The 25,440-nt window shown below is 72.6% G+C and carries 24 protein-coding genes, 2 tRNA genes, 1 rRNA gene, 1 other RNA gene and 1 pseudogene; 15 read left to right on the top strand and 14 right to left on the bottom strand.

Features of this window, described 5'->3' with window-relative positions; all coding sequences use genetic code 11:
- Positions 1-93: 93 nt before the first annotated feature.
- The 5 genes from RQM47_RS02930 to RQM47_RS02910 all read right to left on the bottom strand — a co-directional run bounded on the left by RQM47_RS02930 (position 94) and on the right by RQM47_RS02910 (position 5,042).
- Complete coding sequence (locus RQM47_RS02930; protein ID WP_311663012.1) at positions 94-1,683, bottom strand: sodium:solute symporter; 1,590 nt, start codon at positions 1,681-1,683, stop codon at positions 94-96.
- 269 nt (positions 1,684-1,952) lie between these two features.
- Entirely contained in the window at positions 1,953-2,147 is a 195-nt protein-coding gene (locus RQM47_RS02925) for a hypothetical protein (RefSeq protein ID WP_311663013.1), read from the bottom strand.
- Between the two features lie 27 nt (positions 2,148-2,174).
- Positions 2,175-3,707: a hypothetical protein gene (locus tag RQM47_RS02920; RefSeq protein WP_311663014.1), complete on the bottom strand. Its 1,533-nt coding sequence runs from the start codon at positions 3,705-3,707 to the stop codon at positions 2,175-2,177.
- 242 nt (positions 3,708-3,949) lie between these two features.
- Complete coding sequence (gene folE, locus RQM47_RS02915; RefSeq protein ID WP_311663015.1) at positions 3,950-4,645, bottom strand: GTP cyclohydrolase I FolE; 696 nt, start codon at positions 4,643-4,645, stop codon at positions 3,950-3,952.
- Complete coding sequence (locus tag RQM47_RS02910) at positions 4,635-5,042, bottom strand: 6-carboxytetrahydropterin synthase (protein WP_311663016.1); 408 nt, start codon at positions 5,040-5,042, stop codon at positions 4,635-4,637. The genes folE and RQM47_RS02910 overlap by 11 nt, the downstream gene beginning before the upstream one ends.
- Positions 5,043-5,272: 230 nt before the next feature.
- Here RQM47_RS02910 and RQM47_RS02905 point away from each other — a divergent pair, with 230 nt between their 5' ends.
- The 4 genes from RQM47_RS02905 (at position 5,273) to coaE (ending at position 7,553) form a co-directional block, all read left to right on the top strand.
- The gene (locus RQM47_RS02905) at positions 5,273-5,623 is read left to right on the top strand and encodes a histidine triad nucleotide-binding protein (protein ID WP_311663017.1); all 351 of its coding nucleotides are present in this window, start codon (positions 5,273-5,275) and stop codon (positions 5,621-5,623) included.
- 92 nt (positions 5,624-5,715) lie between these two features.
- The gene (locus RQM47_RS02900; RefSeq protein WP_311663018.1) at positions 5,716-6,525 is read left to right on the top strand and encodes an ABC transporter ATP-binding protein; all 810 of its coding nucleotides are present in this window, start codon (positions 5,716-5,718) and stop codon (positions 6,523-6,525) included.
- A complete protein-coding gene (locus RQM47_RS02895; protein ID WP_311663019.1) occupies positions 6,522-6,911 on the top strand; it encodes a four helix bundle protein in 390 nt (129 codons plus the stop codon). The genes RQM47_RS02900 and RQM47_RS02895 overlap by 4 nt, the downstream gene beginning before the upstream one ends.
- 48 nt (positions 6,912-6,959) lie before the next feature.
- Positions 6,960-7,553 carry a dephospho-CoA kinase gene (gene coaE, locus RQM47_RS02890; RefSeq protein WP_311663020.1) on the top strand — a complete coding sequence of 198 codons (594 nt, stop codon included), beginning with the start codon at positions 6,960-6,962 and terminating at the stop codon, positions 7,551-7,553.
- Positions 7,554-7,669: 116 nt separating this feature from the next.
- Here coaE and RQM47_RS02885 read toward each other — a convergent pair whose 3' ends face one another.
- Positions 7,670-8,362 carry a hypothetical protein gene (locus RQM47_RS02885; protein WP_311663021.1) on the bottom strand — a complete coding sequence of 231 codons (693 nt, stop codon included), beginning with the start codon at positions 8,360-8,362 and terminating at the stop codon, positions 7,670-7,672.
- A 243-nt stretch (positions 8,363-8,605) separates the two neighbouring features.
- Between RQM47_RS02885 and RQM47_RS02880 the strand changes: the two genes are divergently transcribed.
- Positions 8,606-9,550, top strand: a complete 945-nt coding sequence (locus RQM47_RS02880) for a zinc-binding dehydrogenase (RefSeq protein ID WP_311663022.1) — start codon at positions 8,606-8,608, stop codon at positions 9,548-9,550.
- A gap of 131 nt (positions 9,551-9,681) precedes the next feature.
- Here the strand turns inward: RQM47_RS02880 and RQM47_RS02875 are convergent, their stop codons facing one another.
- The 3 genes from RQM47_RS02875 to ffs form a co-directional block, all read right to left on the bottom strand.
- Positions 9,682-10,953: a bifunctional 3,4-dihydroxy-2-butanone-4-phosphate synthase/GTP cyclohydrolase II gene (locus RQM47_RS02875; protein ID WP_311663023.1), complete on the bottom strand. Its 1,272-nt coding sequence runs from the start codon at positions 10,951-10,953 to the stop codon at positions 9,682-9,684.
- Positions 10,954-11,183: 230 nt separating this feature from the next.
- Complete coding sequence (gene yajC, locus RQM47_RS02870) at positions 11,184-11,480, bottom strand: preprotein translocase subunit YajC (RefSeq protein WP_311663024.1); 297 nt, start codon at positions 11,478-11,480, stop codon at positions 11,184-11,186.
- Between the two features lie 39 nt (positions 11,481-11,519).
- An RNA gene (gene ffs / locus RQM47_RS02865) (signal recognition particle sRNA small type) lies at positions 11,520-11,619 on the bottom strand.
- A gap of 149 nt (positions 11,620-11,768) precedes the next feature.
- On the opposite strand from ffs, the gene RQM47_RS02860 reads away from it, so the two are divergent.
- A complete protein-coding gene (locus RQM47_RS02860) occupies positions 11,769-12,914 on the top strand; it encodes a serine hydrolase domain-containing protein (RefSeq protein ID WP_311663025.1) in 1,146 nt (381 codons plus the stop codon).
- 106 nt (positions 12,915-13,020) lie between these two features.
- Here the strand turns inward: RQM47_RS02860 and RQM47_RS17395 are convergent.
- Positions 13,021-13,083 (bottom strand): annotated as a pseudogene (locus tag RQM47_RS17395) (hypothetical protein); the annotation flags it as partial.
- A 316-nt stretch (positions 13,084-13,399) separates the two neighbouring features.
- On the opposite strand from RQM47_RS17395, the gene RQM47_RS02850 reads away from it, so the two are divergent.
- Positions 13,400-15,220 (top strand): hypothetical protein, encoded by a 1,821-nt coding sequence (locus RQM47_RS02850; RefSeq protein ID WP_314007295.1) that lies wholly within the window; start codon positions 13,400-13,402, stop codon positions 15,218-15,220.
- A 109-nt stretch (positions 15,221-15,329) separates the two neighbouring features.
- Here RQM47_RS02850 and RQM47_RS02845 read toward each other — a convergent pair whose 3' ends face one another.
- Entirely contained in the window at positions 15,330-16,670 is a 1,341-nt protein-coding gene (locus tag RQM47_RS02845; RefSeq protein ID WP_311663027.1) for a PQQ-dependent sugar dehydrogenase, read from the bottom strand.
- Between the two features lie 153 nt (positions 16,671-16,823).
- Here RQM47_RS02845 and RQM47_RS02840 point away from each other — a divergent pair, with 153 nt between their 5' ends.
- Entirely contained in the window at positions 16,824-17,117 is a 294-nt protein-coding gene (locus RQM47_RS02840; RefSeq protein WP_311663028.1) for a DUF721 domain-containing protein, read from the top strand.
- A 74-nt stretch (positions 17,118-17,191) separates the two neighbouring features.
- On the opposite strand, the gene RQM47_RS02835 is transcribed toward RQM47_RS02840, so the two are convergent.
- Both RQM47_RS02835 and RQM47_RS02830 read right to left on the bottom strand, forming a co-directional pair.
- Positions 17,192-17,545, bottom strand: coding sequence for a hypothetical protein (locus RQM47_RS02835; protein ID WP_311663029.1), 354 nt, complete (start codon positions 17,543-17,545; stop codon positions 17,192-17,194).
- 163 nt (positions 17,546-17,708) lie between these two features.
- A complete protein-coding gene (locus tag RQM47_RS02830; protein ID WP_311663030.1) occupies positions 17,709-18,497 on the bottom strand; it encodes a DnaJ C-terminal domain-containing protein in 789 nt (262 codons plus the stop codon).
- 86 nt (positions 18,498-18,583) lie between these two features.
- On the opposite strand from RQM47_RS02830, the gene accC reads away from it, so the two are divergent.
- Genes accC through pyrR form a run of 4 tightly spaced genes read left to right on the top strand, consistent with a single transcriptional unit; the run spans position 18,584 to position 21,961 of the window.
- Entirely contained in the window at positions 18,584-20,092 is a 1,509-nt protein-coding gene (gene accC / locus RQM47_RS02825) for an acetyl-CoA carboxylase biotin carboxylase subunit (protein ID WP_311663031.1), read from the top strand.
- A gap of 9 nt (positions 20,093-20,101) precedes the next feature.
- A complete protein-coding gene (locus RQM47_RS02820; protein WP_311663032.1) occupies positions 20,102-20,575 on the top strand; it encodes a transcriptional repressor in 474 nt (157 codons plus the stop codon).
- Positions 20,576-20,609: 34 nt separating this feature from the next.
- Positions 20,610-21,452 (top strand): PhzF family phenazine biosynthesis protein, encoded by an 843-nt coding sequence (locus tag RQM47_RS02815; protein WP_311663033.1) that lies wholly within the window; start codon positions 20,610-20,612, stop codon positions 21,450-21,452.
- Positions 21,452-21,961, top strand: coding sequence for a bifunctional pyr operon transcriptional regulator/uracil phosphoribosyltransferase PyrR (pyrR, locus tag RQM47_RS02810; protein WP_311663034.1), 510 nt, complete (start codon positions 21,452-21,454; stop codon positions 21,959-21,961). The genes RQM47_RS02815 and pyrR overlap by 1 nt, the downstream gene beginning before the upstream one ends.
- 136 nt (positions 21,962-22,097) lie before the next feature.
- Here the strand turns inward: pyrR and RQM47_RS02805 are convergent, their stop codons facing one another.
- The gene (locus RQM47_RS02805; RefSeq protein WP_314007293.1) at positions 22,098-22,841 is read right to left on the bottom strand and encodes a PASTA domain-containing protein; all 744 of its coding nucleotides are present in this window, start codon (positions 22,839-22,841) and stop codon (positions 22,098-22,100) included.
- A gap of 667 nt (positions 22,842-23,508) precedes the next feature.
- Here RQM47_RS02805 and RQM47_RS02800 point away from each other — a divergent pair.
- From RQM47_RS02800 to RQM47_RS02790, 3 genes are all read left to right on the top strand, one after another.
- Positions 23,509-25,040, top strand: a 16S ribosomal RNA gene (locus tag RQM47_RS02800).
- A 148-nt stretch (positions 25,041-25,188) separates the two neighbouring features.
- Positions 25,189-25,262, top strand: a tRNA-Ile gene (locus RQM47_RS02795).
- A 31-nt stretch (positions 25,263-25,293) separates the two neighbouring features.
- Positions 25,294-25,366: transfer RNA gene (locus RQM47_RS02790), tRNA-Ala, on the top strand.
- The last annotated feature ends 74 nt before the right edge of the window (positions 25,367-25,440 follow it).

The following is a 25,440-nucleotide window of genomic DNA, read 5'->3' as shown; positions in this document are numbered from 1 at the left end:
CGCCCCGCCTGGCGCCACCCCGCCCGCGGTGCCCACGCCACCCCGCCCCGCCCGCGGTGCCCACGCCACCCCGCCCCGCCCGGGCGGGGCGGGCTACCAGAACATCCCGACGATCACCGCCGTCAGCGCAACGAGCACGGCCGACTGCACGCGGTAGTTCTTCCAGAACGGGACGCCCTTCAGGTCCTCGGTCTCGGCCCGGAAAAAGGCCGGCGTCCACATGAGCCCCTCCGTCTTTTCGAGCGGGGGCGGGGCGGTCTGGAGGCTCACGACCGCCATGACCGTCATCGAGATCAGGAGCAGGATGGGCGCGAGGTAGAGGAAGTTGAAGACGAGGACCTCCTGGACGCTCAGGACCAGGAAGACCACCGACGCTAGGTGCCCGGCGACGAGCCCCGCGAGCGCGCCGTCGGCGTTGGCGCGCTTCCAGAACACGCCGAGCACGAAGAGGGCGATCGCCGGCGGCGCCACGTACGCCAGCGTCGACTGGATGTAATCCCAGAGCGTGCCGGCGTTGACGATGATCGGGCTCCAGACGATGGCGACCACCATGCACACGCCGGTCACGATCCGCCCGGTCCGGGCCAGCGCCTGCGGCGACGTGTTCGGCCGGTACTTCTTGATAAAGTCCATCGTGATAAGGGTCGAGGCCGCGTTCAGCGTCGAGTCGACAGACGACATGATGGCGGCCACCATCGCCGTCAGCACGAGGGCGCGGAACCCGCCGGGGAGCAGGTCGAACAGGAGCGTCGGGAAGATCTGGTCCGGGTTGGCGACGGCGCCCTCGGGGTAGAGCACGCGCCCGAACGTGCCCGGCATCACCATGAGGAACAGGATGGGCAGCTTGAGGAGCCCGCCGAACAGCGCGCCCCAGCGCCCGTGGTCGAGGTTCTTGGCGCCCAGCACGCGCTGGACCATAAACTGGTTGGTCGTCCAGAAGTAGAACCCGAGCAGGAACACGCCGGTGATGAGCCCGAGCCACGGCATGTCGGGGCTGGAGAGCGGCTGGATGAGCGACAGCTTCTCGTCCGGCGTCACGGCCTTGACGGCTTCCCAGCCGCCCGACTTCTGCCACGCCATGAACGAGACGGCCGCCGCCCCGACCAGGAGCAGCGTGCCCTGGATGGCGTCGGTGTAGACGACAGCCTTGAGCCCGCCGGCGATCGTGTAGGCCCCGGCGATGAGGGCCAGGATCGTCATCGAGATCCACAGCGGGACGTCCGGGTAGAGCAGCTGGACCACGAGCGCCCCGGCGTAGAGCGCCGCCGCCGTGTCGACGATGACCGAGAGGAAGATGGAGATGACCGAGAAGTAGGTCCGGCTGCGGCCGTCGAACCGCTTCTCGAGGAACTCGGGCATCGTGTAGATCCCGCTCGAGAGGTAGAACGGGAGGAAGAACAGCACGAACACCACGAGCACGAGGGCCGCCATCCACTCGTAGTTGTACACCGAGAGCCCGATCCCGCCGTACGCCGCCGACGCCATCCCGATCATCGACGACGACGACAGGTTCGACGCCACGAGGCTGATCCCGATGAGCCCCCACGTGAGCGACCGCCCCGCCAGGAAGTAGTCCTCCCCGTCGTCGGTCCGGCGCGAGAAGTACAGGCCGATCCCGAAGATGACGGCGCCGTAGAGGAGGACGACCGTGATGTCGAGGGTCGTCAGCGTAAAGTCGGGCATGGAGCGGGGCGGGGCGGAAGACGCGTGAAGGTAGCGCATCCTGTGGAAACGCTTCCATGCCTCCGGCTCCACCCCGCCCTGCCGCTCCTCCGCGTGTCCCGGACCGCCAAGCCCGCCGCCTGGCCATGTAGGACGGAGCCGCCTTCACCCAGCCGCATGACTCCGCCGTCGCCCGTGGCGCCGACCCGGCGGTTGCCCGCGGAAAGGACTCCCGGTCGAGCCCCACCCCGCCCCGCCGCAGGGCTCAGTCCATTCTCGGCGCCCCGCCCCTACCGGCGGAGGCGGGCGTTCTCCTTCGTCAGCCGGTCGACCTCGCGGATCGAGCCCGTGAGGTGGGCGCGCAGGTTCTCGTGCTCCTCGCGGAGCGCGTCGAGTTCGCGCTGGAGCCGGTCGATCTCGTCCTTCACCTCGCGGAGGCGGGACGTCGAGACGCGGATCGTGTCCTCTCCTGAGGGGTCGGTCATGCGGGGCGGGGCGGTCGCGGCCGGAAGCTACGGCGCGTTGTCGATGGGCTGCGGCCGGTAGCGGCCGCCGTCGGCCGGCGGCGGGGGCGGGGCGGGGGCCTGCCCGGGAAGCCGCGGGATGTCGGCGCCGGTCACAGGCCGCTCGGTCTCGAGCGTGAGCCGGTAGAGGCCGCCGCCGCCCTGGCCGCCCACGACCACGCGGTAGGCGCCGCCGGACGGGAGCGTAAACCGGATGCGCGCGCGGTCGCCGTCGGGCGCCGCCGGCACGCGCGTCCCGTCGGGGCCGACGAGCACGAGCGTGGGCACGAACCCCTCGGCCCGGACCTCCAGGCGGACCCGGTCGCCGGGCTGCCCGCGGAAGCGGTACGGCCGTGTGGCGCCGACGGCGAGCGTGTCGGAGACCGGCGCCCCAGTCGTGGGCAGCGGCTCGGCCGGCGGCCCGGCCTCCTCGTCCGGCTCCTCGACCTCGGGGGACACGGCGAGCTGGGCCGAGTACGCCCCGCGCTGGCCGGCCGTCCGCGAGCTCACGACGGCCGTGTAGGTCCCGGTTGCTTCGGGCGTGAACGTGTACGTCACGCTCCCGCCGGCGCGGCCGGTCTCGCCGCGGACCGCCCCGCCCGGGCCGGTAATCTCGACGGTCGGCGCGAAGGCCGACGAGCGGACGGTGACGGTGTGCTCGCGGCCCTCGGCGCCTGAGAAGCGGTAGCGGTCGCGGAAGAAGCCGTCGGCGCGCTCGCTGAACTCGCCGAGCGTGGCCGAGACCGACGCGCTGGCCTCGATCGGCCGGACCGGCGCCTCCTGGCGGATGCGGAGGACGTAGTCGCCCGTGTCCTCGGGCCGCCGCGACGTCACGAACAGGCGGTAGAGGCCCGGCCCGCGGAGGTCGCGCACGGCGACGGTCCGCTCGCCCGTGTCCTCGTTGTCGGCGACGGTCTCGGCCGCCACGCGCTCACCCTCGGGCGTCTCGACGGTGAGGTCCGGGAGGAAGTCGCCCGACTGGAGCGTGAACGCGAGGACGAGCCCCGACGAGTCGGCGGCGAACGAGTAGAGGTCCTGGTAGCGCCCGTTCTCGGTGCGGAAGTCCTCGTCGGTCAGCGCGCCCTCGGCCTCGCCGGCCTCGACGATGACGGCCTCCGGCCCCGTCGGCTCGGCCGGCGCGTCGGGGACGGCCTCGACGGGGGCGGGGTCGTCGGTGGAGCGCCCGGTCAGGACCAACCCGCCCACGACGAGCACGACGGCCCCGAGCGCGAGGAGCGCGGGCAGCAGCCACCGCCGCCCGCCCCGCTCGGCGTCCGGGCGGTGCGCCAGGGTAGGGCGCCCGCCGGCGGCCCCGTCGCCGGCGGCGAGCGCGCGCTCGGGGTCCCACGGCGCGGCCGTGTCGTGGCCGTTGGGGCACCCGCCGACGGCCTCCCAGGTCTCGCGCAGCGAGACGGTCCCACACGTCGCGCAGAGCACGACGGCGTTCGTCGGGCGGAACGGGACGCGCGTGAGCGGGTCGGCCTGGCCGGCCCGGAGGAAGCGGGCGTCGGCGGCGGAGTCGAGGCGGTGGAACGCGGGCACGGCGGACCGGGAGGGCGGGGCGGGCGCGGAAGGTAGCGCGGGCGGGGCGGGGGGCTGTTCACGCGCGGCCTGGCCGCCCCGCCCCCGGTGCGGGCGAAGACGGGCGGGGTGGAGTGGGGTGCCGCCCCGCCCGATGCCGCCCCGCCCGGGCGGCGTTGCCCGACGGCGTTGCATGCAACGCCGCTACGACGGCCGCCCCGCCCACGGCGCGGGCGGGGTGGTGCATTCTGCCCGCTGCCCGCTCAGCCCGTGGCGAGGCGCATGAACTCGGCGCGCGTGTCCGTGTTGGTCAGGAAGACGCCGCTCATGGCGCTCGTGGTCGTCATCGAGTTCTGCTTTTCGGCCCCGCGCATCATCATGCACAGGTGCTGGGCCTCGATGACGACGGCCACGCCCTCGGGCTCGAGCACGCGCTGGACGGCGTCGCGGACCTGGAGCGTGAGCCGCTCCTGGACCTGGAGCCGCCGCGCGAACACGTCGACCACCCGGGGGATCTTGCTCAGCCCCACGATCCGCCCGTTCGGGATGTAGCCCACGTGGGCCTTGCCGAAGAACGGGAGCGCGTGGTGCTCGCAGAGGCTGTAGACCTCGATGTCCTTGACGAGCACCATCTCGGAGTAGTCCTCGTCGAAGAGCGCGCTGCGGAGGATTTCGTCGGGGTCGAGGCCGTAGCCGTGCGTCAGGAACTGCCACGACTTCGCCATGCGCTCGGGCGTCTTGAGCAGGCCCTGGCGCTCGGCGTCCTCGCCGGCGAGTTCGATCTGGCGCCGCGCGAGGCCCGCGAGCTCAGCCGCCGTGTCGGCGTGGTAGACGTCCTTGCGCTCGTAGAGGAGCGGGCTCGCGTCGCGGACGGCGAGGTCGCTCGCCCCGCCCGGCCGCCCCGCCCCGTTCGGGCTCTGCGGGTCGGGGGTCTGCTCGTTGGTTTCGTTACTCGCCACGGTACACGACGGAGTTGTTGGGGGTCTCGCGGAGGGCGACCTCGTAGAGGCCGGGCACGTGGGGCGCCAGCTGCTCCCACACGGCCACGGCCAGCGTCTCGGTCGAGGTCTTCTTGCCCTCCAGGAAGGGGACGTCGAGGTTGAGGTTCTTGTGGTCGAGCGGCTCGACGACGCGGTCCTGGATGGTCCGCTTGAGGTCGGCGAGGTCGACCACGAACCCCGTGTCGGCGTCGGGCTCGCCGGCGACCGTCACGTCGAGCTCGTAGTTGTGGCCGTGCCAGTTCGGGCTGTTGCACTTCCCGAACGTCTCCCGATTCCAGTCGTCGGACTTGTTCGGGTTGTGGAGGCGGTGGGCCGCGTTGAAGTGGGCCTTGCGGGTGACATAGACCGTCGGCATGGGGGGCGGGGTGGCGCTGCGGGCGGGGCGGGGTACCCCGGGCGGGCCGGCGTGTTTCGGGGATGGGGTGGGCGGGTGCGACAGAGCGCCGGGGCGCAAGCATGCCGGGGCAGGCTCGGTCTATCGGGCGCCGCCCCACCCCGCTCGCAGCCCGATGGGCGGGGCGGGCACCCTACGCTCCTACGCTCCGCCCGCTTAGCTTGCCCGCCACCCCGCCCGATACGCCTTCCGTGGCCGACTCCACCGAGAAAACCCTCTTCCAGAAGATCGCCGACGGCGAGGTCCCGGCCGACGTCGTCTACCAGGACGACCGGGCCGTCGCCTTCCGCGACATCCACCCGGTCGCGCCCACGCACGTCCTGATCGTGCCCCGGACGCCGATCCCGCGCGCCGACGCCGTCGGCGAGGCCGACGAGGCGCTCGTGGGCCACCTGTTCACCGTCGCCCGCCGCGTGGCCGAGGCCGAGGGGCTCTCCGACTACCGCCTCGTGGTCAACAACGGGGCCGGGGCGGGGCAGACCGTGTTCCACCTCCACGTGCACCTCCTCGGCGGCCGCGACCTCCAGTGGCCGCCGGGGTAGCGGAGGGATAGAGGGATACGGCATGGAGGAATGGGCAGACCCGCCACCCCGCCCCTTCATCCCTCTCCCATCCCTCGATCCCTTCATCCCTCATGATCTCTGTCCAGGACGTCCGCGTCGCGCTCGACGGCACGCCCATCCTGCACGGCGTCTCGTTCGACGTCGCGTCGGGGTCCGTCGCGGGCTACGTCGGGCCGAACGGGGCGGGCAAGACGACGACCATCCGGCTCCTGACTGGCGCGCTCACGCCCGACGCCGGCCGCGTCGTCGTGGGCGGGGTGGACGTCGTGGCCGATCCGGTCGAGGCCAAGCGCCGGTTCGGGTACGTCCCCGAGCACGGCCACCTCTACGAGAGCTTCACGCCGACCGAGTACCTCGCCTTCGTTGGCCGAATGCACCGGCTCGACGAGGCGGCCATCCGCGTGCGGACGGCGGCGCACCTCCGGTTCTGGGGCTTGAGCGAGGCGGCCGACCAGTCGATGACGGGGTTCTCGAAGGGGATGAAGCAGAAGGTTCTGGTCTCGGCCGCGCTCGTCCACGACCCGCCGGTCCTGCTCCTCGACGAGCCGCTGGGCGGCCTCGACGCCCACGCCGTGCTCCAGACGCGCGCGCTGCTCCGCACGCTCGCCGCCCGCGGGCGGACCGTGTTCTACTCGTCGCACCTGCTCGACGCCGTCGAGAAAGTCGCCGACCTCGTGGTCGTGCTCCGCGACGGCCGCGTGATCCAGACGGGCTCGCCCGAGGAGATCACGACGCTCGGCGGCGGCGGCTCGCTCGAAGACGCCTTCGGCAAACTGACCGCCTCGGCCGACGCCTACGACGAGGCCGAGGTCCTGGTCGCGGAGGCGTTTGGGGAGGGCGGGGCGGAGCTGCGAGGTCAGGGCCTCGGAAGGGAAAAGTGAGAAGGGAAAAGGCAGAAGGGGAGGTCCGGTCTGAGCCGCGCGACATCGTCGAGCGGACGGAAGACTTTGCGGTCCGGGCGGTCGGCGTGTTCCGCTACTTGCAAGACCGACCAGACCGGGCGGGGTGGGTCGTTGGGAAGCAGTTTCTCCGCGCGGCCACGTCCGTGGGCGCGAACGTGGAAGAGGCCCAGGACGCGTCGAGCCGGAAGGACTTTGCGCACCGCTACAGCATCGCGTTGCGGGAGGCGAGGGAGTCCCGCTACTGGCTCCGCATCATGCGCAAGACGGAGATGGCCCCGCCCGACCGCCTCGACCCGTTGATCCAGGAGGCCAGCGAGCTCTACGCCATTCTGAGCACCATCGTCAAGAAAGCGAGGGCGGCCTGACCACCCCGCCCCTTCTCACTTTTCCCTTTCTCCTTTTCCCTTCAGACGATGCATTCCCTCGGCGTCACCGGCGGCATCGGTAGCGGCAAGTCGGCGTTCGTCGCCCGGCTGGCGGGGCACGACGGGGTCCGCGTGGTCTACGCCGACGACCTCGCCAAGCGGCTCATGGGCGAGGACGCCGCCGTGCGCGCGGCGCTCGTCGCGCGGTTCGGGGCCGAGACGTACGACGGGGCGGGGCGGCTCGACCGGGCGCACCTCGCCGCCCGCGTGTTCGGCGACGCCGGCGAGCTGGCCGCGCTCAACGCCATCGTCCACCCCGCCGTGCGGCGGGCGCTCGGGGAGGCGCTGGAGGCCGCCCGCGCCGAGGGCGTGCGCCTGCTCGTGTACGAGGCGGCCCTGATCTTCGAGACCGGCGGCGACGAGATCCTGGACGCCGTCGTCGTCGTGGACGCCCCGGTCGAGACGCGCGTCGCCCGCGTGCAGGCCCGGGACGGAGCGACGCGCGACGCCGTCCTCGCCCGGATGCGCCACCAGATCGACCCCGCCGAGGCGCGCCGGCGGGCCGACCTCGTGGTCGTCAATGACGGCGACCTCGACGCGCTCTACGCCGAGGCCGACGCGCTCGCCCGGCAGTACGCGTAGCCGCCCCGCCCCGCCCTTCTGCGAGCGGGGCGGGTACGGACGCCCGCAGCCGTTCAGGAGGACGACGAGCAGAAGGGGCGGGGTGGAGCCACCCCGCCCGGCGGCGACGGCCGGCGCTACTCCTCGACGACGAACGGGATCGAGATCTCGCCGAACGTCTCGCCCGTCCGCGCGTCCACGAGGTCGGCGCGGAACCGGACGCGCGGGGCGCTCGGCGGCACGCGCTCGAAGTAGAGGAACCCGGACACCCGGCCGCCCGGGTCGATCACGCCCTCCGGCAGCGCCTCGCGGACCATCTCCTCGGTCGGGAGCGCGATCTCGCGGTAGGCCGTGTAGTAGCGGTTGTAGTAGAGCGGGTCGTACCCGAACGAGCCCGCGTACGGCGTGAGCGTCGGGTACACCGAGGCGTAGTACGGGGCGACCGTGAACCCGCTGTAGGCGAACCCCGGGGCCGTCACCGGAGCGTAGGCGTCGACGAGGACCGGATCGGCCACGTCGCCCTCGATGCCGTACGGCGGGAGCGCCGCGTAGCGCCCGCCCTGCGGGCTGACGAGCGTGAAGTCGTCGTAGCGGAGCCGGACGGGGAGCCGGCTCCCGTTCTCGATCGTGACGCGGAGGGGCGTGACCTCGGTTTTGACGCGGGCGAGGCCGTCCCACGCCCCGGTCTCCGCCGTCATGCGGACGCCGTCGACGACCTCGACGGCCGTCTCGGGGGCGACGGTCTCGGCGGCCGGGGCCGGCTCGAGTTGGGTGCCGGTCGCCGCGCAGCCGGTGGCGAGAAGGGCAGAGAGGAGGAGCAGCGGTCGCATGGGCGGGGTGGGAAAGAGTCCCCGTCCCACCGGCCGCCCCGCCCCCCGTTCCAGCGCCAAAGACGGTCCTGGAAGTCCGCAGGCGCCGCTCGCGGACTCCCCCAGGACGCGGCCCGGGCCACCGCCCAGACGAGCGTCGGGCGGGGTGGAGATCGCGTCCATCCCGCCCCGCCCCCGAACGCGGGCGCGGGCTCCCCGTTGGCCTCCTTCTGCTCACTTCCGCCCCGCCCTTTGGGTCCGCCTATGCGCGCCGTCGTCCTCGACCAGTTCGGCTCTGCCGACCACCTCCACCTCCGCGACGACGTGGACAAGCCGTCGCCCCGCCGCGGCGAGGTCCTCGTGCACGTCCACGCGACGTCGGTCAACCCGCTCGACACCAAGGTCCGCAAGCAGGGCGGGAGGTACGGGGTCGAGCCGCCGGCCATCCTCGGGTACGACGTGTCGGGCGTGGTCGAGGCCGTCGGCGAGGACGTGGACAGCCTGGTCGAGGGCGACGCCGTGTTCTACACGGCGGCGATCAACGCGCACGGGGCCTACGCCGAGTACCACGTGGCCGAGGCCGGCGACGTCGTCGTGAAGCCGGACAACGTCGAGCACGAGGAGGCCGCGGCGATCCCGCTCGCGGCGTGCACGGCGTACCAGGCGCTCGTCGACCGCGCCCGCGTCCAGGTCGGCGAGACGGTCCTGATCCACGGCGGCGGCGGCGTGGGGCACTTTGCCGTCCAGATCGCCGAGGCCGCCGGCGCGCGCGTCGTGGTCGTCGGCAACGGGGCCATGGAGGACACGCTCCTCGATCTCGGCGCCGACGTGTTCGTCGACTACAAGCGGGGCGGGGCGGTCTCGGCCGTCCTCGACCTCACCGACGGGCTCGGCGCCGACGTCGTCTTCGACACCGTCGGCGGCACGACGCTCGTCGACAGCATCGACGCGCTCGCCCCGCTCGGGCGCATGGTCTCGATCGTGGGCGACGCGACGGGCGACTTTGGGAAGGCCTACCAGAAGAACGCGGCCTTCTTCCCCATGATGATGAAGCGCGACGGGGGCATGATGGACCTCGTCGCCGGCCTCGTCGAGCGCGGCCTCGTCGCCCCGCTCGTGGCCGACGTGCTCCCGCTCGCCGACGCCGCCGAGGCGCACCGCCGGGTCGAGGCCGGCGGCGTCCACGGCAAGCTCGTGCTCACGCCGTAAGGGCGGGGCGGCAATCAGGGGCGTCCACCAGCACCGCCCCGCCCGCGCCGTGAAGGCGGGCGCTCTACGGGCGGGGCGGCGCTCTCACCGGCCCGTCTCCACCCCGCCCGCGCTGGGCGGGGCGGACGGCCTCAGCCGCCGAGGACCGACGACAGCGCGCCGTGGTCGTCGAGCCCGTTGAGGACGTGGCCCATGCGGTCCCGCTTCGTCCGCAGGTAGGCCTCGTTGTGGACGCCGGGCATCACCTCGACCGGGACGCGCTCGACGATCTCGAGCCCGTAGCCCTCCAGCCCGACCCGCTTGGTCGGGTTGTTCGTCATCAGGCGGAGCCGGCGGACGCCGAGGTCGCGGAGAACCTGGCACCCGATCCCGTAGTCGCGGTGGTCGGGCTGGAAGCCCAGCGCCTCGTTGGCCTCGACCGTGTCGAGCCCCTCCTCCTGGAGCTTGTAGGCCCGGAGCTTGTTGAGCAGCCCGATGCCGCGGCCCTCCTGCTTCATGTAGAGGACGACGCCCCGCCCCTCGCGCTCGACCTGGGCCATCGCGTGCGCGAGCTGGTCGCCGCAGTCGCACCGCGCCGAGCCGAAGATGTCGCCCGTCACGCACTGGCTGTGCACGCGCACGAGGACCGGGTCGTCCTCGGTCCACTCGCCCTTGATCAGCGCCAGGTGGACGTCGCCCGTCAGGACCTCCTCGTAGGCCGCGAGCCGGAAGTCGCCGTAGGCCGTCGGCATGGAGACCTCTACGGCCTTGCTCACGAGCGTGTCGCGGCGCATCCGGTACGCGATGAGGTCGCGGATGGTGATGAGCTTGAGCCCGTGCTCGTCGGCGAACGCGCGGAGGTCGGGCGTCCGCGACATGGTGCCGTCGGCGTGCATGATCTCGATGAGCACGCCGGCGGGGCGGAGCCCGGCCAGCCGCGCGAGGTCGACGGCCGCCTCGGTGTGGCCGGCCCGGCGGAGCACGCCGCCGGCCTGCGCCCGGAGCGGGAACACGTGGCCGGGCCGCGCGAAGTCGGTCGGGGCCGCCTCGGAGTCCGCGAGCGCGCGGATGGTCTTGGCCCGGTCGGCCGTCGAGATGCCGGTCGTCGTGCCGTGGCGGTAATCGACGGACACCGTGAACGGCGTCTCGTGGAGCGACGTGTTGACCGGCTCCATCATGGGCAGGTCGAGGGCCGCGGCGCGCTCGCCGGTGATGGCCACGCACATCAGCCCGCGCGCCTCACGGGCCATAAAGTTGACCGAGTCCGGCGTGACGAGTTCGGCGGCGCCGATGAGGTCGCCCTCGTTTTCGCGGTCCTCGTCGTCGACCACGACGACGAGCTTCCCGTTCTGGACGTCTTCGAGGGCCTCCTCGACGGCGTCGAAGCGGACGGAGTCGGGGGCGGGGCGCGTGTCGTCGGCCATGCGGAGCGGACCCGGGCAGCGGGCGGTGGTGCCCCCGGACAACGGGGCGGGGCGGCGCCGTGTGCCCATCCCCGACGAAAGTTCGCCGCCCCGCCCGCGGCGCGCGTCCTGTGGGGCCGCTTGGGAGGCCACCCCGCCCGCCGTTTGAGGAGGCACGAGGTCCGGCAGACCTCCTGAGCTGCGTCCTCGAGTACCTCGTACCCGGTACCCCGTACCTCCCGAAGCCCGATCTAGGCCGCGTCCGGCACCACCTTGTAGGCGATCTTCGCCTTGTCGAACCGGAGCTTCGTCCCGCCGTCGACCTCGGCCAGCACGGTCGCGTCGTCGACCTGGCGGATCGTGCCGTGGATGCCGCCGACGGTCACGACCCGGTCGCCCTTGGTGAGGCTCTCGATAAGCGCCCGGTGCGCCTTGGCCTGCTTCGTCTGCGGCCGGATCATCGTGAAGTACATCACGACGAAGAGGAGGCCGAGGAGCAGGAGCGGGTTGCCGAAGAGGCCGCCGGTGGCCTGGGCGAGGGGGAGCATGGCCGGACGGGTCGCGCGGGCGGGGCGGGGGAAACAGAGTGAGGGCACGCGATCCGTATCGCGCCGCTGCGACTTCCTACCGTTGCTGCCGTCAGGCCCTGGCGGGGTTCGGAAGGAGCTGGCCGTACGGGACGTGCCCTCACTCTGCCGGCGGCGCCCGCGCGTCTAGACGACGGGAGCGGGGCGGCCGGCAGCGCTAAGGTACCGCCCCGCCCGCGGCGGGTTGCGAAACGGCGGGGAAGTCGGAGCGGGCGGGCGGTAGACTTGCGCCGGCACCCGCCCCGCCCCATGCGCCGCCTGACCCTGTTCCTCCTCGTCCTCCTTGCCCACCCCGCCCTCGCTCAACCCGCGGGCGGGGCGGCGGGCGGGGCGGTGCCGCTGGACTCGCTCGACGCCCTGGTCGAAGCGTTCGCCGCCGAGGCCGACCTGCCCTCGGTCGTCGTGGCCGTCGTGCGCGACGGGCGGCGGCAGGTGGCCACGGCCGGCGCCGTCGGCGGCGCGGCGCCGACCGCGCGCACGCCGTACGAGGTCGGCTCGGTCACGAAGGTCGTCACGGCGCTCGTGCTGGCCGAGATGGCGCAGCGCGGCGAGGTCGCGCTCGCGACGCCCGTCGGCGACCTCCTCCCGGACTCGGTGCGCGTCCCCGCGGGCGGGGCGGCGCCGGTCACGCTCGCCGACCTCGCCACGCACACGTCGGGGCTGCCGCGCCTGCCGCCGACGCTCCTCCTCACGGCCGACCCCGGCGACCCGTACGCGGCGTACGGCACGGGCGACCTCTACGCGTTCCTCGACCTGTACGAGCTGCCGCGCGCGCCGGGCGCCGCCTACGAGTACTCGAACCTGGGCGGCGGCCTCCTCGGGCTGGCCCTCACGCGGCGCGCGGGCGGGGCGGACCTGGAGGCCGAGTCGGGCGGGGCGGCGTATGGGGCGCTCGCGCGGGAGCGCGTGCTGGGGCCGCTGGGTATGGACGAGACGGTCGTCGCGGTCCCCGAGGCGCGCGGTCTGGCGCCGGCCGTCGGCCCGTCGGGCGAGCCGGTCCCGCACTGGACCTGGACCGACGCCACGGTCGGCGCGGGCGGCCTGCGCTCGACGGCGGCCGACCTCCTCACGCTCGCCGAGGCCACGATCGCCCCGCCCCCGGACCTCCCCGCCCCGCTCGCGGCGGCGCTCGTGGAGGCGGCCCGTCCGCTCCGCCCGGTGCAGGGCGCGATGCGGATCGGGCTGGGATGGCACGTTCTCCCCGTCGGCCGGCCGGGCGACGGCGTCGTGTGGCACGACGGCGGCGTCGGCGGCGGGTCCAGCTTCGTGGGCTTGGACCGCGAGGCCGGCGTCGGCGTGGTGGTGCTCGCCAACAAGGGCGGGGCGGGCCAGACGGTGACGGCGTTCGGGTTCGGGCTCCTCCGGCGCCTCCTCGGCGCGGCGGGCGACGAATAAGGCGGCGGATCAGCGTCTTGACGCTCGGCTCGTCCGAGAAGACACCGTGGCCGGCAGTGAGCGCGCGGCCGTAGTGACCGTTCTGTTCGCCGCGTCGGCGCTTGGTCCGCTCGCAGTGCTGGGGCTGGAGCTGAGCGGCCGTCTCCTCCTCCGTGATCTGCTCCAGCACGCCCTCGATGGCGTCGCGGAGGCGGTCGTGGGGAGAGGCGGTGGCCTCGTTAGGTGAGGCCGCTGAGAGGCCTCGTCGGTCGGGACGGCTGGAGCCACCAGATTCGCTACGCGACCCGTCGCGGGCGGGGCGGGAGCCCGCTCGACGGTCATTCGGCGGTGCGAGGCGTGATCGGCCCACGCCGCCGGAACGGATGCCCCGCCAAGGCCACCCCGCCTGCGGCGCACCCACGAGCCGCCCCGCCCCGGTGGGCGGGGCGGCGGGCGGCCCGAACGCAGCGATCTTGGCGGCGCCCGCCCCGCCCCCACGACCGCCCGTGCTCACTCCGTCGGCCTTCCGCCTCCTCGCGCTCCTCCTGCTCGCCGCCCCGCCCGCGCTCGCGCAGGCACCGGCCGCCCCGCCCGACACCGCCGGGGGCGGGGCGGACTCCGCGCGCGTCCGCACGGACGTGCCCGCGGCGCCGCAGACGCCGGCGCAGCAGGCGCTCGCCCGCGTCCGCGCGGCCGTCGCGGACTCGTCGGCGTTCGCGCCGGTCGGTCCGCACGCGCCGCTCCCTGCCGCCCTCGCCGGCGTGGTGTGGGCCGCCCCGCCCGACGCGGCGGCGGCCGTCGACGACCTCCTCGCGATCCGCCGGGCCGGCGCGCGGAGCGTGCGGACGGGACTCGTGGAGGACCCCATCGTGCTGGAGGCGGCGACGCTCCTCGGGCTCTCGCTGTGGCAGGACCTGCCCGTCGAGAATCTCCCCGCCCCGTTTCTCGTGGCCCGGACGCGCGAGGTCGCCGGCGTGCTGGCCGAGGCGCTCGACCGCGCCCGGCCCTACGCGGCGGCCCGCCACTTTGGGCTCGCGCAGGGGAGCGACACGAGCGACCGGCGCGCGCGCGCCTACTTCGAGGCGCTCACGGCGCTTGTGCGCGAGCGCGGGGCGCCGGGGACACAGACCTACTACACGAGCCGGTTCATCGGCGACGACCGGGCGGGGCGAACGGTCGACGTGGTCCTCCTCGACGCCCGCGACCGCGACCCCGTCGCGGCGCTCCGCGCGTGGCGGGCGCGGCACGAGACGCCCGTCGGGCTGGCGTCGGTCGGGGCCGGCGTGCGGCCGGGGCGGGGCGGCGGGTGGCGGACGCCGGGGAGCGAGGCGGCTCAGGGCCGCGCGCTCGAGACGGCCTTCAACGAGCTCGGCGCGGTCCAGCCGGCGCCGGCCGTCGCGTTCGTGTACCGCTGGCGCGACGCGACCGACGCGCTCCCCCAGGACCCCAGCGCCGAGGTGGCCGGGACGCGGTTCGGCCTCCTCGCCGAGAGCGGCGAGCCCCGCCCCGCCCTCGACGTCGCGAGCGGGTTCTGGTCGGGCAGCCAGCGCGTGTTCGCCTTCGACGCCGGTGCGCCTGTGAGCCGCGTGCCCGGCGTGTCGCCGGTGCTCCTGCTCGGATGGGGGCTGGTCCTCGGGCTGGGCGTGCTGTACGCGACGGTCCCCCGCATGGGCGCCCTCGTCCCGCGCTACTTCGGCCGCCGCGACCTCTACCGGGACGCCGTCAAGCGCGGGTTCGACCTCTCGGTGTCCGAGACCTCGGGCCTCGCGGCGCTGCTCGCGTTCTCGGCCGGCGTGGTCGGCGCCTCCACGCTGCGCGCGCTGGGGCGCACGGACACGCTCTCGGCCGCGACGGCGGGGTGGCCGGCGGGCGCGCAAGACCGGCTGATCGCGCTGATCGGCCAGCCCCTCGTGCTCGTGCTCCTGCTGGCGCTGGGGTACGGGGCGTGGCTCCTGCTCAACGTCGTCTGGCTCAACGTGCTGGCCGGGCGCCGCCGCATCCGCCCCGGTCAGGCGCTCTCGCTGGCCGTGTGGTGCCGGTGGGCGTGGCTCCCGCTGATGGTCGTCGCCCTCGTGCTCGCGAGCGTCGACGCCGGGCTGGCGACGGTCCTGGCCCCGACACTCCTCGTCGTCGCCGTCTTGATCGAGGTCGTCGCGGGGTACCGGATGGCGTGGGATCTGCAGTCGATCAAAGCCGTGCCTCCCACGCGGGCCGTCCTCTTCGGGTTCGGGCTCCCGTTCGTGCTCGCCCTCGGCGGCCTCGTGTGGGTCGCCCTCGTCTCCCGCGACGAGGCCGCCTTCCTCTGGCACCTCGCGACGAGGGCGTAGCAGACCGCCCCGCCCACCGTGCCCCGCCCATCGTTGAGGAGCGGGCGGGGCGGCGGACGGTTCCCTCGGCCACCCCGCCCATGAGCCTGGGGGCGGGGCGGAGGGCTCGTTATCCGGTGTAGCTCACGCGGTAGATCCGGCCGTTGGCCTCCTCCGTCACCAGGAGCGAGCCGTCGGGGAGGACGAGGACGCCCACGGGGCGGCCCCACGTCGTCGGGCCGGCGGGGTCGATCAGGAAGCCGGTCAGGAAGTCCTCGTAGGTGCCGGTGGGGCGGCCGTCCTCGAACGGGACGAACACGACCTTGTAGCCCGTGCCCTGGCTCTTATTCCACGAGCCCCGGAAGGCGACGAACGCCCCGCCCTGGTAGCGCGCGGGGAATGAGGCCGCCCCGCCTGCGGTCGTCGCGCCGGTCGGGTAGAAGGCGAGGCCGAGCGCGGCCGAGTGCGACTCGAACAGGACGTCCGGCGCGACGGTCTGCGCGGCGAGGTCCGGCCGCTCGCTCTGGCCGTCGTCGGTGCGGCGCGGGTCGAGGTTGTCCGGCGTGAAGTAGGCGTAGGGCCAGCCGTAGAACCGGGGCTCGCCGTCGGCGCCCGCGCCGATCGACGTGAGGTAGTCCGGGACGAGGCCGTCGCCCAGGCGGTCGCGCTCGTTGACCGTCACGTAGGGCACGCCCGTGGCGGGGTGGAAGTCGAGGCCGACCGGGTTGCGGAGCCCGAACGACACCGTTTCCCGCCCCGCCCCGCCCGGCGTGATGCGGAAGACCGAGGCGCGCGGAAGCTCCTCGGGGTCCACGTTCGACTCGGACCCGACGGTCACGTAGAGGCTGTCGCCGTCGGGGCTCGCGACCACGTTGCGCGTCCAGTGCTGGTTGTAGCCCCCGCCCGGGAGGTCGGCGATGACCGTGCCCTCGCCCTCCAGCCGCCCCGCCCCCGGCGCGTACGGGTAGCGGCGGACCTCGCTCGTGTTGCCGACAAAAAAGGCGCCGTCCGCGAAGGCCATGCCCATCGGCAGGTCGAGCGCGTTCGCGTCCGCGGTCGCGAACGTCTCGCGGTCCTCGGCCACGCCGTCGCCGTCGGCGTCCTGGAGGCGGAGGATCGTGTTCTCGCGGCTCGCGGCGAGGAGCACGCTGCCGTCGGGCGCCAGCGCGAGCCACCGCGGGCTCTCCAGGTCGTCGGCCCACACCTGCACGGCGAAGCCGGCCGGCACGCGGAGAAAGGCGTCGTCCGGCACGTCGACCACGTCCGGCCCCTTCCGCACCGACTCCGACGCGAACGGCTCGGGCAGCTCGTCGACCGTGATCCGGATGGGCGCCGGCGCGAGCGTCTCGGTGCGGACGGCCTGCGGGAGGTCCGTCGAGTCGGCCGCCGCGTAGTCGTCGGCGGGCGGGGCGGGGGCGCTCGGGGCCGACGAGCAGGCGGCGAGCAGGGCGGCGAGGAGGACGGGGCGCATGGGCAGATCGGAGGGCGGGGTGGGACGACGTACAGGTCGGTACAGGGTACTCGGTACGAGGTACGCGCGCGTCGAGCCCAGATTAGGCCGTACCTCGTACCCGGTACCGACCCGGAGGGGGCTCTAGTTTGCAACGCCCCGCCCCTCCGTTCTGTGCCCTCGTCCAACGACCCGCAACCGCTCGGGGCCGTCCTCGCCGACCTCGTCGACCGCTACGGCTACCGCGAGCGGTTCGACGCCGCCCGCGCCGTCGAGGCGTGGCCCGTCGTGGCCGGGCCGTCCATCGCCGGCGTCACCGAGCAGGTGTGGATGCGGCACGGCGCGCTCCACGTCAAGGTCCGCTCGGCCGCGTGGCGGCACCAGCTCCAGTTCCAGCGCGCGGCCTGGCGCGAGCGGATGAACGACCATCTCGGCCGCGAGGTCGTTGACGAGGTCCAGTTCCGCTGACGCGGGCGGGGTGGGAGCCTCGGGGTCTCCGCCGCCGGCCGCCCCGCCCGAGCCGCCCCGCCCTCCGGTCGCCTTTAGATCCGGGCGCCCCACCTCCCGTAGTCGGTCCCCGACCAGACGGTCAGGAGGACGACGCCCATCGCGAGGAAAAACCAGAACGCGGCGCCGTTGAACAGGAACGCCGCCGCCGCTACGAGCGCCCCGCCCACGGCCAGCTCGACCGTCCCGTGCGTCGAGAACCGCACCACGCGCACGAGGCCCATCGGGAACGCCGTCGCCAGCGTCAGCGCGAGGTGGACGACGGCGAGCAGGTACGACAGCCCGGCTGCCAGCCCGGTGAGCCCGAACGCGAGCGGGCCGAGCGCGAACACGGCGACCGCGATGTAATCGAGCAGCCCGTGCGTGCGGGGCGAGATCGGCTTGCGCATGGGCGGACCCAAAGGGCGGGGTGGGGCAGGCAAGATCGCGCGCCCGCCCCGCCTGGAGGCAGACCGCCCCGCCCAAACACAGGGCGGGGCGGACATCGGCGTAGGGACACCATGCATGGTGTCCGTACAGGATGGCGGGGCGGGGTGGAGGCCGCCCCCCCCCTTACAGCAGGCCGATCTCGCGGGCCGTCCGCTCGAGCGCCTCGCGCTGCGCGTCCGTGAGCGACCGCGGCACCGTCACCTGGACTTCGACGAACAGGTCGCCCGTGCGCCGCCGCGTCGCCACGCCCTGGCCGCGCAGGCGAAGCCGCTCGCCGGGCTGCGTGCCGGGCGGGATGTGGACCTTGATCGTCTGCCCGTAGGCGTTCGTGATCGACCGGGTCGTGCCCACGATCGCCTCCAGGGCCGAGACCGTCTCGACGCGGTGGAGGTTTTCGCCCTCGCGCCGGAACCGCTCGCTGGGGTCGACGCGGAACGTGACGTAGAGGTCGCCCCGCCCGCCGTCGCTCGCCGGCCGGCCCTGCCCGCGGACGCGCACCTTGAGCCCGGGCCGCACCCCGACCGGGATCCCCAGCCGGACCGGCTCGCCGCCGGGCACGCGGACTTCGGTCGTGCCCCCGCGGAGCGCCTGGTCGAACGTGAGCCGGACCTGCGCCTCCACGTCAGCGCGCGCGCCGCTCGGAGAGGCGCCGGGCTGGAACAGGGGGGACCCGAGGGCGAGGCGGGCGAACGGGTCCAGGCGCTCGCGGTCGTAGGCCTGCCGCTGGGCCGGATCGGAGAGGACGGAGTACGCTTCCTGAAGGCCCTTAAACCGCTCCTCGGCCGTGCCGTCCCCGCGGTTCTGGTCGGGGTGGTACTGCCGGGCCAGGCGCCGGTACGCGACTTTTACGGCCTCCGCACTCGCGCCTTCGGCGAGCCCGAGGAGGAGGTAGTAGTCGGTATCTTGAGGCATCGGACGGGCGCGACGGCCGGGGTGGGGGAGCCGGGCGCGGGAGGACCTCGTACAGATTGTATGCCAGCCGTTCCAGGACCGCCGTTATGACACCCCGCCGTCTCCAGAAGGTTCTCGTCGCCAACCGAGGCGAGATCGCTGTCCGCGTCATGCGCACGTGCCGCGAGCGCGGGATCGCGACCGTCGCCGTCTACAGCGAGGCCGACCGCGACGCGCTCCACGTCCGCCTCGCGGACGAGGCCGTCGAGATCGGGCCGCCGCCGTCGTCCGAGTCGTACCTCGTGGGCGGGGCGGTCCTGGACGCGGCCCGCCAGACGGGCGCCGACGCCGTCCACCCGGGCTACGGGTTCCTGAGCGAGAACGCCGCCTTTGCCCAGGCGTGCGGGGAGGCCGGGCTCGTCTGGATCGGCCCGCCGCCCGAGGCCATCCGCCTCATGGGCGACAAGACCGAGGCGCGCAAGCTGATGCAGGCGGCCGGCGTCCCGATGGCGCCCGGCACGCCCGACGCCATCGCCGAGGCGGCCGAGGCCGAGCGCGTGGCCGGCGAGATCGGCTACCCCGTCCTCGTCAAGGCCGCGGCCGGCGGCGGCGGCAAGGGGATGCGCGTCGTCGAGCGCCCCGAGGACTTCCGCGCCGGCTTCGAGCGCGCCACGAGCGAGGCCGAGAGCGCGTTCGGCGACGGCCGCGTCTACGTCGAGAAGTACCTCGTCGGGCCGCGCCACGTCGAGATCCAGGTCCTGGCGGATGCCCACGGCAACGTGGTCCACCTGTTCGAGCGCGAGTGCTCGATCCAGCGGCGCCACCAGAAGGTGATCGAGGAGGCCCCGAGCGCCGTGCTCACGCCGGACCTGCGCGCGGCGATGGGCGAGGCCGCCGTGCAGGCCGCCCGCGCCTGCGACTACGTCGGCGCCGGGACGGTCGAGTTCCTGCTCGACGGCGGCGCGTTCTACTTCCTCGAGATGAACACGCGGCTCCAGGTCGAGCACCCGGTGACGGAGATGATCACGGGCCTCGACCTCGTCGCCGAGCAAATCCGCATCGCCGAGGGCGAGCCGCTGGGCTACGGCCAGGACGACGTGCGGATCTGGGGCCACGCCGTCGAGTGCCGCGTCTACGCCGAGGACGTGCCGGCCGGGTTCCTCCCCGCCCCCGGCCCGCTCCTCCGGCACCGCCCCGCCGCCGGTCCGGGCGTGCGCGTCGACGCCGGCGTCGAGGAGGGCGACGAGGTGCCGGTGTACTACGACCCCATGGTGTCGAAGCTGGTCGCGTGGGGCCGCACGCGCGACGAGGCCATTGCGCGGATGGACCGGGCGCTCGGCGAGTACGACGTGGCCGGCGTCCGCACGACGATCCCGTTCTGCCGCTACGTCATGGGCCACCCCGCCTTCCGCTCGGGCGACTTCGACACGGGCTTCGTGGCCGAGCACTTCGACGCGTCCGCGCTCGCCCCGTCGCCCGACGCCGAGCGGACGGCGCTCCTCGCCGCCGGCCTCGAAGCGCTGGGGCGGGGCGGGGCGCCCACCAACGCCGCGGGCGACGGCGCCCGATCCCCCACCGCGCCCGCCGTGAGCCGGTGGGCGCGCCGCCGGAGGTAACTTGCCCCCATGTCCCTGACGACCACCCAACTCGGAGAAGTCCGCGCTCAGTTCCTCGCGTTCCTGAAGGAGCGCGGGCAGCGCCGCACGCCCGAGCGCCTCGCCGTGCTCGACGCGCTCTACGCGACGAACGACCACGTGGACGCCGACACGCTCTTTGCCCGCCTCAAAGAGGGCGGGGCGACGGTCAGCCGGGCGACCGTCTACAACACGCTCGACCTGCTCATCGAGAGCGACCTCGCGGTGCGCCACCAGTTCGGCCAGCAGCAGGCGAAGTACGAGCGGGCCTACGCCTACTGGCAGCACGACCACCTGATCTGCGAGGACTGCGGCGAGATCCTCGAGTTCTGCGACCCGCGCCTCCAGGAGATCCAGGAGTCCGTGGCCGAGATCTACGGGTTCGACGTGGCCCGCCACGCGCTGACGGTCTACGGCCACTGCCGCCGCGAGGCGTGCCCGAACCGCACGGCCGAGGCCGCCTGAGCGGGGCGGCCCCCGACCTACGCCCACCCCGCCCGTGACCGTCACCACGATCGACGCCTTTGCGGACCGGCCGTTCAGCGGCAACCCGGCCGCCGTGTGCGTCCTCGACCGCCCCGCGCGGGACGGTTGGATGCAGGCGCTGGCGGCCGAGATGAACCTGTCCGAGACCGCGTTCGTGACGCCGGGCGGGGCGGGCGAGCCGTTCGGCCTCCGCTGGTTTACGCCGACCGTCGAGGTCGACCTGTGCGGCCACGCCACGCTCGCCGCCGCCCACCTCTTGTATGAGAGCGGCCGACTGGGGGCGGACGACGAGGCCCGCTTCGACACGCGGAGCGGCCGCCTGAGCGTCCGGCAGGTGCGGGCGGGACGTAAGCCGCCGGGACGCAAACCGTCGGGGCGGTACGCGATGGACTTTCCCGCCACCCCGCCCGAGGCGGCCGACCTCCCCGGCGGCTTTGCCGAGGCGTTCGGCGTCGAGCCGGTGTGGGCGGGGCGGAGCCGGTTCGACTGGTTCGCCGTGCTAGAGAGCGAGGCGGCCGTCCGCGCTCTCGACCCAACGGCGGCCGACGTCGAGGCGCTCGGCCTGCGCGGCGTGATCGCGACGGCCCGCGCCGCGAGCGACGGCGTCGACGTGGTCTCGCGCTTTTTCGCCCCCAACGCCGGCGTCGTCGAGGACCCGGTGACGGGCTCGGCCCACTGCGCCATCGGTCCCTACTGGGCCGACGCACTCGGCACCGACGCGCTCGCGTGCTACCAAGCCTCGGCCCGGGGCGGGGCGGTCGACGTCCGCGTCCGCGGCGACCGCGTCGAGCTGGAGGGCGGGGCGGTGACGGTCTACCGCGCCGAACTTGCCCCGTCCGCCCACCCCGCCCCGTAGTGGCCCGCACCGTCCTCCTCGCGCCCGAGCGCGTCCGCCGCACCGTCACGCGACTGGCCTACGAGGTCATCGAGCGCAACCGCGGCGTCGAGGGCCTCGTCGTGTTCGGGCTGAAAGAGCGGGGCCTCGCGCTCGCCCGCCACCTCGCGGACGCGCTCGGCCAGGCGACCGGCACCGACGTGGAGGTCCACCCCCTCGACATCTCGGCCTCCCGCGACGACCGCCCCGACGCCGCCCCGCCCGCGCTCCCCGACGGCGCCCCGAGCGCCGAAGGCCGCGACGTGCTCCTCGTCGACGACGTCCTGTTCACCGGCCGCACGGCCCGCGCCGCCCTCGACGCCGTCCTTCAGTACGGGCGCCCCCGGACGATCCGGCTCGTGGTCCTCATCGACCGCGGCCACCGCGAGGTCCCCGTCCACCCCGACTTCGTCGGCCGCGTCGTCCCGACCAAGCACGCCGAGCGCGTCGTGGTCGACCCCGCGCGTCCGGCCGTCTACCTCGAAGACTGAGGGCGAGGCGGCGCAAGGCGGGCCGCCGTTCCACCCCGCCCCGGGCGCTCCGCGTATCAAGGCATCGTCCGCACGGGCGGGGCGGCGAGCGACCACCCCGCCCGCCTTCGACGACGCTGGAGCGGGGCGGTCTACTCTACTCCGTATAGATGCGGACCTCCTCGCCCGGGTGGAGCCGCTCGCCCCGCTCGGGCTCCTGGCGGACCACCTCCCCGCCCTCGGCGCGCGGCGAGTCCACGAAGAGCCCCACCGACCGGAGGCGGTCCCGCGCCTCGGTCGCCGAAACGCCGACGACGTTGGGCACCGTCACCTCGCGCGAGTTGTCGACGCCCGGGCTGATCCAGAGCGTCAGCCGCGTCCCGATCGGCACCTGCCGCTCCTCACCTGGCTCCTGCCGCGTGACGGTGTTCTCGTACGGCGTCCGCGTTGTGTCCATCTCGACGCGCCCGACCGCGAGCCCGGCCTCCTCGATCTCCGTCCGCGCCGTGCCTTCCGAGAGCGACACCACACGGGGAACCGGGACGAGCTCCTTGGGGCTCACGTTGACGTAGTAGTAGATGCGGCGGCCGGGCTTCACCTGCGTCCCCGCCACCGGGCTCTGCTCGACGACAATGTCCGGGGCCACATTCGGGTTGTACGGCTGCTCGTCGTACGTGCCCTCGAGCCCCGAGAGCAGAAGCGAGCGCTCGGCCTCGGCCGGCTCCATCTCGCGGACATCGGGAACGGCGACGGTCGCGTCGTGCCGTGTCCAGATCGGCATGATGGCGTAGTTGAAGAGGAGGACGAACACGGCGAGCCCGACGGCAATCGCGGCGAGGCCGATCCAAAAGACCCGGTCGGTTACGATCGACCGGGGACTGTCCGAACGAGAGCGAGACATGGGCGGGGCGGGGCGGTCCAGGGGGGATGTCGGGTGTCCTTAGGAAGATACCGGCCGAGGGGCTCAGGGCAGGCTCACAGCTCCCTCACTCCCTCTCCACCAGACGTTGATAGGAGGAAGGAGAAAGGCCGGTTATCATAGGCGCACGCCGACGGGGAAACGGTCGCACTCGCGACTCCACCGCCGGCCCTGTTCTCTGCTCAATGACGGTCCAGACGATGAGGCCAAGCGCACGGCAAAGGGTTTGTGAACCCGGCCGAGCGACTTGACTCAGCCCCTCGTCTCTCCGTACCCTGGTCATCCCCGCAGCGAACGCTGCGAGGCGGGCTTCGCAACCGGCAGTGGTCGGGTCCTCGGATCAACTGAGAAGAGAACGCGAAGCACTTGACATCGGCTACGGACTCCGTAGTTTGGCAGGACGCGCCGAAGGCGAGGCCGGTTTCACCGGCTCACCTGGAAGCCCTGTACTTTGAAAGATTGGAAGCATAGCGAGCCCTCGTCGGCCGCCATCGTCTCGGCTTCGGCCGGGTCGTAGCGGACAGACGAGACAAGTCAACCCGGACCTCTTTGAGGTCCAAAACAAGCTCAACAGCAGGCTGTGACCGAGAGGTCATGGCAACTCGATCCCTGATTCGGTCTTCGGACCGTGCAGGAGATCATTCTCTCTACTACGGAGAGTTTGATCCTGGCTCAGGACGAACGCTGGCGGCGGGCTTAACACATGCAAGTCGAACGAGAAGCCGGGGCTTGCCCCGGTGAACAGTGGCGCACGGGTGAGTAACACGTAGGCAATCTGCCCTCAGGTGGGGAATAACCTCGGGAAACCGAGGCTAATACCACATAACGTCGAAGGACCGCATGGTCCATCGATCAAAGGCTTCGGCCGCCTGGGGATGAGCCTGCGTCGGATTAGCTAGTTGGTGGGGTAACGGCCCACCAAGGCAACGATCCGTAGCGGGTCTGAGAGGATGATCCGCCACACTGGCACTGAGACACGGGCCAGACTCCTACGGGAGGCAGCAGTGAGGAATATTGCGCAATGGAGGAAACTCTGACGCAGCCACGCCGCGTGCAGGAAGACACCCCTCAGGGGCGTAAACTGCTTTTGTACGAGAAGAACACCCGCCTTCGAGCGGGTCTGACGGTATCGTACGAATAAGGACCGGCTAACTCCGTGCCAGCAGCCGCGGTAATACGGAGGGTCCAAGCGTTGTCCGGAATCACTGGGTGTAAAGGGTGCGCAGGCGGGCGTGTAAGTCAGGGGTGAAAGCCACCGGCCCAACCGGTGAATTGCCCTTGATACTGCACGTCTTGAGTCCCGGAGAGGCTATCAGAATTCGTGGTGTAGCGGTGAAATGCGTAAATATCACGAGGAATACCAGAAGCGTAGGCGGATAGCTGGACGGGTACTGACGCTCAGGCACGAAAGCGTGGGGAGCGAACAGGATTAGATACCCTGGTAGTCCACGCCGTAAACGATGGATGCTCGATGTTGCACCGCTTCAGGTGCAGTGTCCAAGCTAACGCGTTAAGCATCCCACCTGGGGAGTACGATCGCAAGGTTGAAACTCAAAGGAATTGACGGGGGCCCGCACAAGCGGTGGAGCATGTGGATTAATTCGATGCAACGCGAAGAACCTTACCCAGGCTCGAACGCTACCGGACAGGTCCTGAAAGGGACCCTTCTTCGGACTGGTAGCGAGGTGCTGCATGGCTGTCGTCAGTTCGTGTCGTGAGATGTTGGGTTAAGTCCCGCAACGAACGCAACCCCTATCGTTAGTTACCAGCGGGTCAAGCCGGGGACTCTAACGAGACTGCCTGCGCAAGCAGTGAGGAAGGTGGGGACGACGTCAAGTCATCATGGCCCTTACGCCTGGGGCTTCACACGTGCTACAATGGCCGGTACAATGGGCAGCCACCCCGCGAGGGGGCGCGAATCCACAAAGCCGGTCTCAGTTCGGATCGGAGTCTGCAACCCGACTCCGTGAAGCTGGAATCGCTAGTAATCGCGTATCAGCAATGACGCGGTGAATACGTTCCCGGGCCTTGTACACACCGCCCGTCAAGCCATGGAAGTCGAGGGCGCCCGAAGTCCGTGACCCAACCTTAGGGAGGGAGCGGCCGAAGGTGAACTCGGTAACTGGGGCTAAGTCGTAACAAGGTAGCCGTACCGGAAGGTGCGGCTGGATTACCTCTCACAGAGCTCGACGCTCCTCTGGCCGCGCGGCAACGCCGCAGCGTCCGACGAAGGCTCGCTATGCTTCCCTCTTTCACTCCAGTTCTTTTTGGATACTGTAGGTCTGCTCCCACCGGGGCGACCGCCATCGAATGCGCCCATCGCGCACTCGGGGCTGTAGCTCAGGTGGTTAGAGCACACGCCTGATAAGCGTGAGGTCGGAGGTTCAACTCCTCCCAGCCCCACGGAGACGCGGGAGCGTCCCATAGCTTATCAGGGGCCATAGCTCAGTTGGTAGAGCGCCTGCTTTGCAAGCAGGATGTCGGGGGTTCGACTCCCTCTGGCTCCACTCCCTGTCGTCTGACCAGTTTCTGGTCGCGAGGGCGGCAGACCGGCACCGGCTTGAGAAAGCTGCCGGACCGT

The organism is Rubrivirga sp. S365 (genome assembly GCF_032248475.1).
Classification (GTDB): Bacteria; Bacteroidota; Rhodothermia; order Rhodothermales; family Rubricoccaceae; genus Rubrivirga; species Rubrivirga litoralis.
This window is presented reverse-complemented; position numbering and strand designations above follow the sequence as displayed.